This is a genomic window from Serratia sp. OS31 (assembly GCF_014164835.1).
Classification (GTDB): Bacteria; Pseudomonadota; Gammaproteobacteria; order Enterobacterales; family Enterobacteriaceae; genus Serratia; species Serratia liquefaciens_A.
The window spans coordinates 15,154-28,676 of sequence record NZ_JACJFQ010000003.1 but is presented as its reverse complement, the minus strand read 5'-3'; the positions used below and the strand labels follow the sequence as shown (position 1 = coordinate 28,676).

The window sequence follows — 13,523 nt, the reverse complement described above, 5'->3', positions numbered from 1 at the left end:
CCTCAGGGCGCGACGGCCAGCTCGGGCCGGGGGGCGTGGAGCAACGAGTAGTGCGGGTAATAGCGGGCGGAATGCAGCAGTTGCGCCATATTATCCAGCGTCGATTTCACGTTTTTCTGCCCGAGCTGCGCCAGCCAGGCAAAAATGCCGTCGGCATAGTTGACGCCCGCCACGGCGGCGATATCGATGTCTTCTCGGCTACAAACCCCGCTCTCCACCATGATCACCGACTCATTGATCAGGCTGCTCAGAACCCGGGCGACGATCAGGCCTGGGGAATCTTTAACAAACTCCACCTGCGGGATCACCGTTTGCAGCAGCGTGAGGAACAGCGCTTTATTCGCCTCGGTAGCCTGTTGGCTGTGGGCCGCCACCAGAAAAGCGGTGTTGGCATAGTTCAGTGCAACGTCGACCACGAAGGTATCGAGACCCGCCAGCTCGGCAAGCTGATTGGCCGTTCGCCCGTCGGTGATTTTGACTGCCAGACTGTCATTCACCTGGATAAAACGGCCCAGAACCGGGTGTTCCGGCTGACGTGTTATTGCCAGGGGCACCGAGGTCGCGAAGGCGTGCTGTTGCAGCAGATCGAACAGCGGATGTTCGCCAAAAAAATGCAGCGAGCTCAGCGTACCGCCGCCGGTAGCCGGTGGGTTGGCGGCGTCAGCCGAGGGGGAAAAAAAAGAGCGCCCGTTTTTCTTCCCCAACAGCCCGGCATCCACCAGCGAACGTTGCAAATGGCCGGGGGTATAGCGGGGGTCATACTGCATGTCCTGCCAAATCTGGCTGCTGACCTGATAATTAATGTCCTGACCAATAAAATCAGTCAGCTCCAAAGGCCCCATGCGGAAGTGGCCTCCGGCCTTCAGTGCGCGGTCGATTTGCGGTGCCAGCGCCACGTTTTCCTCCAGCAGGCGAAAACCTTCCAGATAAAAAGGCCGCGCCATGCGATTGACGATAAAGCCCGGCGTGGCTTTGCAGACCACAAACTGTTTGCCTATCGCCGTGACCAACTGCTGGCAGCGTAAGGTTGTGACTCGGGCGGTAAAATAGGACGGGATAATTTCGATCAGCTTCATCAGCGGTGCCGGGTTGAAGAAATGCAGGCCGATAAAGCGCGAGTTATTTTCTATGCCCGCGGCCAGTTTATTCAGCGACAGCGAAGAGGTATTGGTGGCGATAATCGCCTCTTTTTTTACCGTGGCGGCAATGGCCGCGAGGATCTCATGCTTGGTGGGTTCATGTTCCGCAATGGTTTCAATCACCAGGTCACTGTCGGCGATAGCGTCGAAAACTGGCGAGAAAACCAGATTGGCCAGGATCTCGCCCTTTTTCTGTTGGCTTATTTTTCCGTTATCAATTTTTTTATTCAGGTCACCGACAATATAATCACGTGCCTGATTCAAAGAATGAGCGCTGCGATTATAAAGCAGGGTTCGTATGCCGTTCAGTGCCAAAAGATAGGCAATACCTCTGCCCATGGTTCCGGCGCCAATCACGGCGACCGAATCTATTGCCGTATTATTCTCTGCCATAAAAATCCCCGTGAGTATTCTTCTGCTTTGCAAAATTCGCAAATGCTTATATTTTATTCGGATTTAAAAAGCACCAGGTGCCTATGGCGAAGGTAATTGGCGGCGGTGTGACTGTCTAACGGTAGAAATGACAGGTTTACAATAAATAGGCTTTATGTTATTCGCGTAATTCGTGGCGCCGGTGAAATATAAATTCGTTATTTATTAATAATGGCAGGGCAGGGGAATAGCTTTTTTTGTTATAGCCATGGTATTTTTTATTATATGAAACGGCTGTTGTCGTTCTGAGCCCTCCACTATAGTTAACCTCACTTAATGATTGCGGCGCTGTGCTCTGGAGAACCTGCGTTATGGACACTCATTTTCAGCCTTTGATGGATGATCTGCTTAGCAGCCTGTCTGACCGCGATCTTTTTTTAAGCCGTCTGGCACCTTGCGCCCAGGCGCTGGGTTTCGAGTACTTCTCTTATACGGTCTTTTCCTGCTACCCGGCCAGCCGACCCAAAATGCTGATAGAGGGTAACTATCCAGCGCAGTATCTGGAAGATTACCGCAAACTGCGGATCTATCTGCAGGATCCGATGATCGAGCAGGCCCACCACTCTACGCTGCAATTCTATTGGGACGAGCCGTTCTACCGGGACAAACCGGAGCTGTGGTGGCGTATGGCGCAGTACGGTATCCGCGAGGGATGGTCACAGTCCGTCAAGGATTGCTACGGTCGGCTGGGCATCCTTACCTTTGCCGGTAAGAGTATCCCCGCTCAGTCCCCGCAGGCCGGGGCTCGTAACGAAACTTTCTTTCTGTGGCTGGCGCAGATCGCCCACAAGACGCTGCGCGAAGCATTAATATCGGTAAACGACGAGGCGATAAAGGATGTGCTGACGCTGCGTGAGAAAGATATTTTACGCTGGTGCAGCGAAGGCAAAACTTCGGAAGAAACGGCATTGTTAATGGGGCTGAGTGAGCGCACCGTAAATTTCCACATCGGTAACTCGATTAAAAAGCTGTCGGTGGCCAATAAAACCGCCGCCACCGCAAAAGCGGTGTATTTACAGCTGATTTAATCGACTTTGAAATAATTATTCGGCTAGCCGTTAGACAGGTTGTGTTTATATTTTGTTAAATAAGGAAATATCCCACTCAGTATTTACCGCCGATCACAAAAGCGTGACAAAGCGGTTCACCCTTATCCTTCCCGGCAGTACCCTGTGGGCACCACGGTTACATAGAAGGGATGTAATATGTACAAGACCATATTAGTGCCGATAGATATTGAAGAAGATCTGTTGACCGAGCATGCGCTGGAGCATGTGGTGTACCTGGCGAAAATGTCCGGTGCCAAAGTGCACTTTTTCCATGCGCTGCCGGACGCCTCGGCATTCGTGACCGCTTACTCTTTCGGCATCAAAGAGTTTGAGAACAAGGCGGAAGTGAAGGCGGTGGATAAGCTTAAGCAGATCATGGCGGAAATCGACCTTCCGCTGGAGCGGCTGGATTACACCGTCAGCTTCGGTTCGCCGCGCGATCAGGTACTGGAACTGGCAGAGGAGATCGAAGCCGATCTGATCATTATCGGCTCGCGCCGTCCGAGCGTGAAAACCTACCTGCTGGGTTCCAATGCGGCGGCCATTGTTCGCCATGCCAATATTTCGGTGATGGTCGTTCGGTAATCCTTTCAAATCAGGCCCGCAGTTTAACGCTGCGGGCCTGCCTCATTTTGCTTTAGCGGCACAGCGCCATAATCTCCTCATACAGCGTCTGCGGTAGGGTGACGCCGTGCTGCTCACTGTGTTGCCGCTGTTGAAAGCGCCGTTCCCCCGGGATGCGCGCGCCTTGTTCGCTCATATCAGCAAACAGGGCTTCCGCCCTGGCCAAATGCATCGCTTTATCCGGCCCCAGAAAACGTTCGGGATCCATGGCGATGATCAGCTCGCCGCCGTAAGGCGAAGAGCCGGTCTGCCGATCGTAGGCCAGCGACTCCTTGCTGGTCATGTCGCCGATCAGGGGCCCGGCAATCAGTTCCACCATTGCTGCCAGCGCTGAACCCTTATGACCGCCGAAAGTCAGCATTGCGCCCTGTAACACGCTTTCGGCATCGGTTGAGGGCTGCCCTTGCCGGTCGATGCCCCATCCTGGCGGCAGCGGGGTACCGGCACGGCGATGCAGTTCAATCTCGCCGCGTGCGGCGGCGCTGGTGGCCATATCAAAAATAAAGGGTGGCAGCTGTGGGCGTGGCCAGCCGAAGGCGATAGGGTTAGTGCCGAACAGCGGTCGGGTTCCCCCTGCCGGCGTGACCCAGGCATGGCTGGGCGTGCAGGCCAGCGCCACCAGACCTTGATCGGTTAAAGGTTCGATATCGGCCCATAATGCCGAGTAATGCACGCAATGATTAATGGCCAGCGCGGCGATGCCGTTGGTGTGCACCTTTTCGATAAAGGCCGGCAGTGCCGTGCGATAGGCCAACAGCGAAAAGGCCCCGTGGGCGTCTACCCGCAAAATCGCCGGGGCTTGATCGATTAGCGTCGGTTGGGCATCGGCGGACACTTTACCCGCCAACAGCGAACGCACGCAGCCAAGCACCCGATACAAACCGTGCGAGGCGCAGCCATCGCGTTCGCCGGCGGTCACATTCTGCGCGACGGCTTCGGCGTGCTCAACGCTAAAACCGTTGCTGCGTAATGCGCGTAGTGCGAGTTCATAGGCTTGGTCCAGCGTCAGGCTCTGGGTTGGCATCATCGAATATCTCCTCTGGGTTTACTCTTCTTCATCACCGGCAAAATTCGCCCGAGGCAAACAGGTATTGGCGCCCCAGTAGTAAATCGCCAGCGCAATGACCGCCACGGTTATGGTGTCCCACGGGTGACCAATAGCGTTGATACCGCCAAAACTGCCGAGGTAGGAAGCGATGATAATCAGCGCATAGAAGGCAATCAGCCACAGCGAAGACCAAACCTGCTGCCTGAGGCTGACGGCGTGGGTCGGCACCTTGTTTTTGAACAGGATATAAACCACGAACATCAGAATTTGCAGGCCGAGCAGCCAGGACACGGTGTTCCAACCGGACCAGTAGACGATCAGCGCCGAGATGATAAATGACACCGGGCCGAGCACGCAGAAACCGCGCACGAAAAATGGCCGAGGCAGATCAGGGGCGTTGCGGCGCAGGCCGGCGGCGGTGACCGGCGCAATGGCGTAACTCAGGACCAGCGCGGCGGAAACCACACCGATCAGCTTCTCCCATGAAGGGAAGGGCAGCGTCCAGAAGATCGACAAGCCGAAAGTCAGCCAGAGAGCAGGACGCGGAATGCCGGACTCGCCGTCGACGCGAGTGAATATTTTAAAGAAGGTGCCGGCGCGCGCCCAACCGTATACCACCCGTGGTGTGGCGTTCATGTAAATGTTGCCGGTGCCGCTCGGCGAGATAATCGCATCACTCACCACCAGAAACGCCAGCCAGCCCATGCCCAGGGTGATGGCGATATCACGGTAGGGCAGCGAAAATTGCTGGCTGATCCCGGCCCAGCCGCCGCTCAGCATCTCGCTGGGAATACTGCCGAGGAAAGCCACCTGCAGCAGCACGTAAATGAGCGTGGACAACACGACCGACAGGATCAGCGCAATAGGAATGGTGCGCTGCGGGTTTTGCACCTCGCTGGCAACCGAGATAATCGGCGTCAGGCCCAGGTAGGCGAAAATAATCCCCCCGGCGGATATAGCGGCCTCGACGCCGGCGGAGCCAAAGGGAGCAAACCCCTGGCTATGGAAGTTTTCGGGTTTGAAGAAACTGAACAGCACGACGATCACCAACAGCGGCACCACGAATTTAATCACGCTGATCAGGTTGTTGGATTTGGCAAAGGTTTTGACGCTGTAGTAGTTCAGCGCAAAGAAAAAACACAGCAGCAACAGTTGGACCAGCCAGCCGATCAGCGTCGGATCGCCGGATCCCGGTTGGCTCAAAAAAGGAAACCAGGCCGCGGCGTACTGGCGGGCGGCCACGATCTCAATAGAGATCAGGCTGGAGAACGCTATCAGGGTAATAAAGCCCAGTAGATAGCCCATCAGTTCACCGTGGGAAAACACTGGGTAGCGGATAATACCGCCGGCGCGCGGCAGCGCTGCGCCCAGCTCACAATAGACAATGCCGAGCAGCAACACGGCCAGACCGCCGATCAGCCAGGAGTAAATACCGGCCGGGCCGGCAATGGAAGAGACGTGGCTGGCGGCGAACAGCCAGCCGGAACCAAAGATTGCGCCCAGGCCGATAAACGTCAGATCGGTGAGCGTAAGCTGCTTCTTGAATTTGCCTTGGGTTGTCATGGAATGACCCTTTTGTTATTAGGTGGCAGACAGATGCGATTTGGTTAGTCGTTGGCAGGTGAGCGAAGAGGATCACGGGTATAAATCCCGTTAACCAGCCGCAGCAGGCCCAGTGGATTGCTGTCTTGCAGCTGCGGCGGCAGCAACGCTGGGGGGTAATTCTGCAAACAGACCGGGCGCAGAAAACGTTCAATAGCCAGCGTACCCACCGAGGTTCCGCGTGCGTCGCTGGTGGCCGGATAAGGGCCGCCGTGCACCATGGCATCGCAGACCTCTACCCCGGTCGGATAGCCGTTGAACAAGACCCGTCCCGCTTTTTGGGTTAGCCGTTGGGCCAGCGGTTCTGCATCGGTCAGATCCTCGTTTTCTGTCAGCAGCGTGGCGGTCAGTTGCCCCTGCAGGCTGTCCAGTGCGGCGACCAACTGCCTATGATCTTCCACTGCCACCAGAATGGCTGCCGGGCCAAACACTTCCTCTTGCAGCAGCGGGTTTCCGCTGAGCAGCAAATCGATATCGGCTTGATAGAGCTGCGCCGTGGCTAAATGCGGGCGCTGTTCGCGGTGACCGGCCAGGTGACGGATACCGTTTTGTTCATCAAGGGAGGCTAACCCGTGGCGATAATTGGCCAGCGTGCTGGCATTGAGCATGGCTTGCGCAGGCGCGGCGTTGACCTGCGCGCTCAGTTCGCGCACAAATTCGCTGAATGCTTCGCCGCGTTGCCCGATGATAAGCCCTGGTTTAGTGCAGAACTGGCCGCAGCCTAGGGTGAAGGATGCGACCAGCTCGTGGGCGATCTGCTGCCCACGGCGAGCTAAAGCCTGCGGCATAATGATCAGCGGGTTGATGCTCGACATCTCGGCAAATACCGGGATCGGTTGGGTGCGCCGCTGGGCCAAATCGAACAAGGCCCGGCCGCCCCGTAGCGATCCGGTGAAACCCACTGCCTGAATGGCCGGATGCTGCACCAGCTCCGCGCCAATGCGCTCTCCGTAAATCATGTTGAAAACCCCTGCCGGGATCTGCTGTTGTTCTCTTGCCCGTTCGATGGCCAGCGCGGTCAGTTCTGCGGTGATCATATGGCCGCTGTGCGCCTTGAACACCACCGGACAGCCTGCGGCCAACGCGGCCGCGGTGTCTCCGCCTGCGGTGGAGAATGCCAATGGGAAATTGCTGGCGCCAAACACCGCCACTGGCCCTAGGGCGGTGCGATACTGCCGCAGATCCGGGCGGGGCAGTGGCGTTCGTTGAGGTAATGCGCTGTCTATGCGCACGCCATGTACATCCCCACGGCGCAGCAGGGTGGCAAACAGTCGCATCTGGCCGCTGGTTCTGGCCCGTTCACCGCTCAGTCGGGCTAACGGCAGGGCGGTTTCCTGCATGGCGTAGCCGAAGAAATCCTCATCCAGAGCGTCTAATTGGTCGGCAATGCCCTCAAGAAAGTCGGCTCGGCGTTCGGCGCTGAGCTGAGAATAGGCCGTGAATGCTTGTGCGGCGGCATCGGCGGCGGCGGCGGCTTCTTCGTGACTGGCCGAGAAAAAAACGTGGCCGGTCGGCAGGCCGTTGTCGGCGCGCAGGCTGACAAGCTGGGCCTCGCCGCTGGCACGGCGTTGACCGCCGATAAACTGTTGGCCGCTGATGGTATGGGTGTTGGGCATGGGATCCCCCGTTGGTTTAGTGACAGAGCCCGGCAGGTCGCCGGGCGTGAGTGGCGATCAGAGGCCGACATCCGGCAGCGCAGGGCGGTTGGCCAGCGCTTTATTGACCACTGCTGAGACCTCGGCCAGGGTATCGCCCTGCAATGCCAGGCGTGGCGGACGGGTAATGGCACTGCCGCGACCCACCAACTCTTCACACAGCTTGATGCACTGCACCAGATCGGGGCGCGCATCCAAATGCAGTAGCGGCATAAACCAGCTGTACAACGCCAGCGCCTCCTCGAAGCGTTTTTGCTTCGCCAGACGGAACAGGGTTTCGCCTTCACGCGGGAAGGCGTTGGACATGCCGGAGATCCAGCCTTCGGCGCCGACGGCGATGCTTTCCAGCACCACGTCATCCAACCCGGCGAACAACACAAAGCGATCGCCCACTTCATTGCGCAAATCGATAAAGCGACGGGTGTCGCCGGAGGAGTCCTTGAAGCAGACGATATTTTCGCAATCGACCAATGACGTCAGGATGTCCGGCGTCACGTCGTTTTTATAAATTGGCGGGTTGTTGTAGACCATGATCGGCAGATCGGTGGCGGTAGCGACGCTGCGAAAATGCGTTGCGGTTTCATGGGGTTTGGCTGAATAGACTAACGCCGGCATTACCATGATACCGTCGACGCCGACTTTTTGGGCTTCGCGCGCCATATTGCGCGCAAAGGCGGTGGTGAACTCGGCGATACCGGCAATCACCGGGACCTGACCCTGAGCTGCGTCGCGTGCCACTTCAATCACCGACAGTTTTTCCTGAACGGTCAGCGAGGTGTTCTCACCCACGGTGCCGCACACCACCAGGCCCGAAACGCCGTCTTTGACCAGGTTTTTGATCACCGTATGGGTGGCGTCGAGATCCAGAGAAAAATCGCTGCGGAACTGAGTGCTGACCGCCGGGAATACGCCGCTCCAGCTAATGGCTTTATGGCTCATAGTGTTTTTCCTGTCGTCCAAGTTTGTTAATCAATGGTGAATTATTGGTAAAATCCAATCACAGATTGACCTGTATTGTTCGCAGGGGCTTGACGGTTTTCGCCGAATGCCATGACGAAATTGGCACAGTGAGGCGGAGCTGCAGACGAGAGGGAACCTGATGCACAAGGCACCATGGCGAATTTTTTAATAATATAAATCAGCGCGTTAAAGAGTGATGGTGGTGCGGAAATCGCGCGGTGTTGAACCGGTCATGGCTTTGAATTGGCGGCTGAATGCGCTGTGATCGGTGTAGCCGCACTGCAAGGCGATGTCGGTAATAGGCATATCACCGGCCAGCAGTTCGGTGGCTTTTTCCAGCCGCACCTTGTGGATCATCTGGCGCGGGGTGAGATGAAAAATACGTTTGCAGTAACGTTCAATCTGCGCCACAGAAAGTGCCGTGAGCGCTGTCAGTTCCTCAAGTGCGATCGGTCGGGCGTAATGCTGGCGAATGTAGACATCGATGGCCGCCAGCCGCTGATAGGCTGGGTGATTGGCCTTGGCTTCCTGCAGATCGTGCGAAATGCCGGCCATGCCGATGATTTTGCCCTGCGCGTCGTACAACGCCAGCTTTTGCGTCAGACACCAACCGGTCTCGCGGCCGTTATACAAGTGCATTTCCAGTTGATCCTGGATCAGCTCCCCGTGGCGCAGCACGCGCAGATCCTGCTCGGTATACCCCGATCCGAGCTGGGCCGGGAAAACGTCCGCCGAGGTTTTGCCCAGCAACGGCGAGACGGTTTTAAACCCACAGCGTTTGGCCAGCGTCAGATTGGCGAACAGATAACGGGCTTGCACGTCTTTGATGAAGAACACCACGTTGGGTATGGCATTGAGCAGCGGGGCGATCAACGCCAGTGAATTCAGCAGATCGCGCAGAGTATTCGGCCGTTGCTGTGCCAGGCCATCACACCAGCGGGAAAGCTGTTCAACGGCGAACGCATCATCTTCCTGTTCATCGAAAGCGGGCCGGGTGTCAGTGATAACCTGGTGGTGTTGAGTTAATCGCATGGCAATACCTTTTCCCGCTGAATGGCACAGAATCTGGAGTGGCCAGGTCGGCCATCTTTAACGCGCCTCATCAATATTAACTTTCCTATAACTTTTCAAGCGAAGCCTTCAATTATGCGGATCACCGCAAACTTTTTCCCTCCGTGACGTATTCCATACAGAAAAAATGACCTCTTTCGTACCGGTCTAGAGATAGCATGAAAGTAACAAATTGATAAATAACTCATTCTTATGGTTACTCACTTTTCTCTGTTCGGCGCTAACCGGATATCCAATTAAGGACTGTGCTGATTTCTGCATGCGCCGAGCCGAAATGCATCAAGCGGCGATCGGCAGATTCGGTCAGGCTAATGTCATCGGTAACATTTCATTAACTCAGGAGGCTCCGATGGCACTTTCTTCGCATTTCACCGCGCTGCGGGCGATCGATTCCCATACCGCCGGTGAACCCACCCGGTTGATCATCGATGGGTTTCCCGATTTGGGTACCGGCAGTATGGCGGAGCGCAAAATCCGATTCGCCCAAGAGTATGACGACTGGCGCAGTGCCATCATTCTGGAGCCGCGCGGCAATGATGTTCTGGTCGGGGCTCTACTCTGCCAGCCCTGTTCGCCACAGGCCGCCGCCGGGGTGATTTTTTTCAACAACGCCGGCTATTTGGGCATGTGCGGCCACGGCACCATTGGCCTGGTGGCCTCATTGGCCTATCTGGGGCGAATTGGCGTGGGGGATCACCTGATTGAAACGCCTGTCGGCACGGTCAATGCCAGACTGCATGAGGATGGCAGCGTGACGGTGGAAAACGTACCGGCCTATCGTTACCGCCGACAGGTAAGGGTGGAGGTGAGCGGTTATGGCCCGGTGGTGGGTGATATTGCCTGGGGCGGGAATTGGTTTTTCCTTATCGGTGAACATCAGCTGGCGATCGATACGCAAAACCTGGACGCGCTCACCGCTTTTTGTTGGGCGGTGCGGGTGGCGCTGGAGTCTGCGGGGACTTATGGCGAAGACGGCGGGGTTATCGACCATATTGAACTGTTCGCTGCCGATCCGCAGGCGGACAGCCGTAACTTCGTGCTTTGCCCGGGTAAAGCCTATGACCGCTCGCCGTGCGGGACGGGCACCAGCGCAAAACTGGCCTGTCTGGCGGCCGACGGCAAGCTGCAACCGGGTGAGATCTGGCGTCAGGCGAGCGTGATCGGCAGTCAGTTCAGCGGTTATTACCAACGCAACGGCGATCGCGTGACGCCGTTTATCCGTGGGCAAGCCTATGTGTGCGCTGACAGCCAACTGCTGTTGGATGAGCGTGACCCTTTCGTTTGGGGTATCCGCTGATGGCTGCTGACAGGCCTGCTGAAGCGATTGTGGTGGGGGCCGGTATTATTGGTGCCGCCTGTGCCTGGCGTCTGGCGCAACAAGGACTGCAGGTGCTGCTGGTGGATAATCAGCGCGCCGGTGCGACCGCCGCAGGCATGGGCCATCTGGTTTGTATGGACGACAACCCTGCCGAGCTGGCCTTAAGCGCCTACTCGCTGCAGCTGTGGCGCAGCCTGGTGGCGCGAATGCCGGAAAACTGCGCCTGGCGTGGCTGTGGTACGCTGTGGCTGGCAGAGCGGGACGATGAAATGGCGATTGCCGAAGCCAAGCTCCGGCGTATGGCGGAGTATGGCGTGACCGGCGAAATGCAAAGCGCCGCACAGGTGGCGGGCCTGGAACCTATGCTACGCACCGGTTTGGCGGGCGGACTGCGAGTGCCGGGCGATGGCATTGTTTATGCGCCTAATGTGGCCCGCTGGCTGGTGAGCGACGCCGGGTCGGCAATCAGAGTCATTATCGGGGAGGCTTGTGCGTTGGAAGATCGGGCCGTCGTGCTGGCGAGCGGTGAACGTCTGACGGCACCTGTAGTGGTGTTGGCCTGCGGTCTGCAGGCCAATAGGTTGCTGGAACAGCCCCTACTGCGGGCCAAGAAAGGGCAGTTGGCAATTACCGATCGCTATCCGCACAGAGTTCATCATCAGTTGGTTGAATTGGGCTATGGGGCCAGCGCCCACGCCAGCGACGGGACTTCGGTGGCGTTTAACGTTCAGGCGCGCCCAACGGGCCAGTTGTTGATCGGCTCTTCTCGCCAGTTTGATGCTCCCGACAGTGACATCGATTTGCCGTTGCTGGCCGCAATGTTGGCGCGCGCCAACGCTTTTCTGCCCACGCTGGCGCAGATGAACGTCATTCGCTGTTGGACCGGCCAGCGTGCCGCCTCCGCCGACGGTTTGCCGCTGTTGGGCCCGCATCCGCAACACCGCTGGTTGTGGCTGGCGCTGGGGCACGAAGGGTTAGGCGTCACCACCGCGTTGGGCAGTGCTGAGCTGATTGCCGCGCAGATCCTCCATCATCGCCCGGCGATTGACGACACGCCTTATTTGGCTGCACGCATGTTCAGTACGGAGGCGTTAGCGGTATGAGCCAAAAACAGAATCAACTGAGGGTGACCCTTAACGGTGAAAGCCTCTGGGTTCCGGAAGGGGTTAGCGTGGCGGCGGCGCTCAGTCTGAGTGGTGCGGACAGCTGTCGTGTTTCGGTCAGCGGACAAGCGCGCTCGCCGTTTTGCGGCATGGGGGTTTGCCAGGAGTGCCGCGTGACCGTAAATGGCTTGCGCCGGCTGGCATGCCAGACACTCTGCCAGTCGGGAATGCAGATTGAGAGGACGGAAAATGAGTGACCTCGTGTGCGATGTGCTGGTTATCGGTGCGGGCCCGGCCGGGCTGGCGGCGGCCCGCGCGGCGGCAGAAAGTGGCCAGTCAGTGCTGGTACTTGACGATAACCTGCGGCCGGGCGGGCAGATCTGGCGTGACGGACCCAACGTGGTATTACCGGCGTTGGCGCATCGGTATCGGCAGGCCGTGGAGGCCTGGAGTAACCTGACCTTGCTTAATGGGGTGAAGATTATCGCTCAGTGTGGGCCGCAGAAAATGCTCTACGAAGATGCGACAGGCAGCGGAGTGGTGGACTATCAAACATTGATCTTGTGCTGTGGCGCACGTGAGTTGCTATTGCCGTTTCCCGGCTGGACGTTGCCTGGTGTGACCGGTGCCGGTGGGCTGCAGGCACAGATCAAACAGGGATTACCGATCAAAGGGGAGCGGGTGGCGATTGCCGGCAGTGGTCCGTTACTGCTGGCGGTGGCCAACAGCGTGATCAAGGCCGGGGGAGAAGTGGTGAGGGTGGCAGAACAGGCCTCCGCCACGCGCCTGGCGGCGTTTGCTGGCGGGTTGTGGCGTTGGCCGGCCAAGTTACGCCAGTCATTTACCCTGTTGAACCGCCATTACCGCCCTGGCAGCTTTGTGCTGGAAGCCATAGGTGATGAACGGTTGACGGCGATACGGCTGCAAACGGGCACTCGCGTGACGACGCTGGCCTGCGAACGCCTGGCCTGCGGTTTTGGCCTGGTGGCGAACGTCGAACTGGCGATGCTGCTGGGCTGCCGCCTTTGTGATGACGCCGTTGCCGTGGACGATAACCAGCAGACCAGCCAGCCGAAAATTTATGCCGCCGGTGAATGCACCGGAATCGGGGGCAGCGAGCTGGCGCTGACGGAAGGGGCGATTGCCGGGTATGTCGCCACCGGCAATCAACAACGGGCGAAGGGATTGATGCGGCAACGTGATAAATGGCGGCGATTCGCCGATGCCGTGGCTCAGACTTTTGCGCTGGACCCCGCGTTGAAAGCGTTGGCGCAGCCGCAAACCCTGGTGTGCCGTTGTGAAGACGTTTCCTTAAGCCAGCTAAGCGGTTTTTCTGACTGGACGACGGCCAAGCTGAGCAGTCGTTGTGGCATGGGGGCTTGTCAGGGGAAGATTTGCGCGACGGCGGCGCGTCATTTGCTTGGCTGGCCGCTACCGGCACCGCGGATACCGCTGGCACCGGTAAGGGTCGAAACCCTGGCGCGATTGAACGGCATCGAGACTGACCAATAAGCCTGCTACA

At 57.8% G+C, this 13,523-nt stretch carries 12 protein-coding genes; 6 read left to right on the top strand and 6 right to left on the bottom strand.

The window, feature by feature from the left end:
- Positions 1 to 2: 2 nt before the first annotated feature.
- Positions 3 to 1,532: a 3-hydroxyacyl-CoA dehydrogenase NAD-binding domain-containing protein gene (locus H5P17_RS04000; protein WP_182821412.1), complete on the bottom strand. Its 1,530-nt coding sequence runs from the start codon at positions 1,530 to 1,532 to the stop codon at positions 3 to 5.
- A 350-nt stretch (positions 1,533 to 1,882) separates the two neighbouring features.
- On the opposite strand from H5P17_RS04000, the gene H5P17_RS03995 reads away from it, so the two are divergent.
- Together H5P17_RS03995 and H5P17_RS03990 are read left to right on the top strand one after the other, a co-directional pair.
- Complete coding sequence (locus H5P17_RS03995) at positions 1,883 to 2,599, top strand: autoinducer binding domain-containing protein (protein WP_182821410.1); 717 nt, start codon at positions 1,883 to 1,885, stop codon at positions 2,597 to 2,599.
- A 177-nt stretch (positions 2,600 to 2,776) separates the two neighbouring features.
- Positions 2,777 to 3,205, top strand: a complete 429-nt coding sequence (locus H5P17_RS03990) for a universal stress protein (RefSeq protein WP_020826219.1) — start codon at positions 2,777 to 2,779, stop codon at positions 3,203 to 3,205.
- Positions 3,206 to 3,257: 52 nt separating this feature from the next.
- Here H5P17_RS03990 and H5P17_RS03985 read toward each other — a convergent pair whose 3' ends face one another.
- The 5 genes from H5P17_RS03985 to H5P17_RS03965 all read right to left on the bottom strand — a co-directional run bounded on the left by H5P17_RS03985 (position 3,258) and on the right by H5P17_RS03965 (position 9,541).
- Entirely contained in the window at positions 3,258 to 4,271 is a 1,014-nt protein-coding gene (locus tag H5P17_RS03985; RefSeq protein ID WP_255477858.1) for an Ldh family oxidoreductase, read from the bottom strand.
- Positions 4,272 to 4,289: 18 nt separating this feature from the next.
- Complete coding sequence (locus H5P17_RS03980; RefSeq protein WP_182821409.1) at positions 4,290 to 5,855, bottom strand: APC family permease; 1,566 nt, start codon at positions 5,853 to 5,855, stop codon at positions 4,290 to 4,292.
- 44 nt (positions 5,856 to 5,899) lie between these two features.
- Positions 5,900 to 7,510, bottom strand: coding sequence for an aldehyde dehydrogenase (NADP(+)) (locus H5P17_RS03975; RefSeq protein ID WP_182821407.1), 1,611 nt, complete (start codon positions 7,508 to 7,510; stop codon positions 5,900 to 5,902).
- A 57-nt stretch (positions 7,511 to 7,567) separates the two neighbouring features.
- A complete protein-coding gene (locus H5P17_RS03970) occupies positions 7,568 to 8,488 on the bottom strand; it encodes a dihydrodipicolinate synthase family protein (protein ID WP_182821405.1) in 921 nt (306 codons plus the stop codon).
- A gap of 207 nt (positions 8,489 to 8,695) precedes the next feature.
- Positions 8,696 to 9,541 (bottom strand): AraC family transcriptional regulator, encoded by an 846-nt coding sequence (locus H5P17_RS03965; RefSeq protein WP_182821403.1) that lies wholly within the window; start codon positions 9,539 to 9,541, stop codon positions 8,696 to 8,698.
- 388 nt (positions 9,542 to 9,929) lie between these two features.
- Here H5P17_RS03965 and H5P17_RS03960 point away from each other — a divergent pair, with 388 nt between their 5' ends.
- Genes H5P17_RS03960 through H5P17_RS03945 form a run of 4 tightly spaced genes read left to right on the top strand, consistent with a single transcriptional unit; the run spans position 9,930 to position 13,513 of the window.
- The gene (locus H5P17_RS03960) at positions 9,930 to 10,877 is read left to right on the top strand and encodes a 4-hydroxyproline epimerase (protein ID WP_182821401.1); all 948 of its coding nucleotides are present in this window, start codon (positions 9,930 to 9,932) and stop codon (positions 10,875 to 10,877) included.
- Positions 10,877 to 12,001: an FAD-binding oxidoreductase gene (locus H5P17_RS03955; protein WP_182821399.1), complete on the top strand. Its 1,125-nt coding sequence runs from the start codon at positions 10,877 to 10,879 to the stop codon at positions 11,999 to 12,001. Before H5P17_RS03960 ends, H5P17_RS03955 begins: the two co-directional genes overlap by 1 nt.
- A complete protein-coding gene (locus tag H5P17_RS03950) occupies positions 11,998 to 12,258 on the top strand; it encodes a (2Fe-2S)-binding protein (RefSeq protein WP_182821398.1) in 261 nt (86 codons plus the stop codon). Before H5P17_RS03955 ends, H5P17_RS03950 begins: the two co-directional genes overlap by 4 nt.
- Entirely contained in the window at positions 12,251 to 13,513 is a 1,263-nt protein-coding gene (locus H5P17_RS03945; protein WP_182821396.1) for an FAD/NAD(P)-binding oxidoreductase, read from the top strand. Before H5P17_RS03950 ends, H5P17_RS03945 begins: the two co-directional genes overlap by 8 nt.
- Positions 13,514 to 13,523 lie beyond the last annotated feature (10 nt).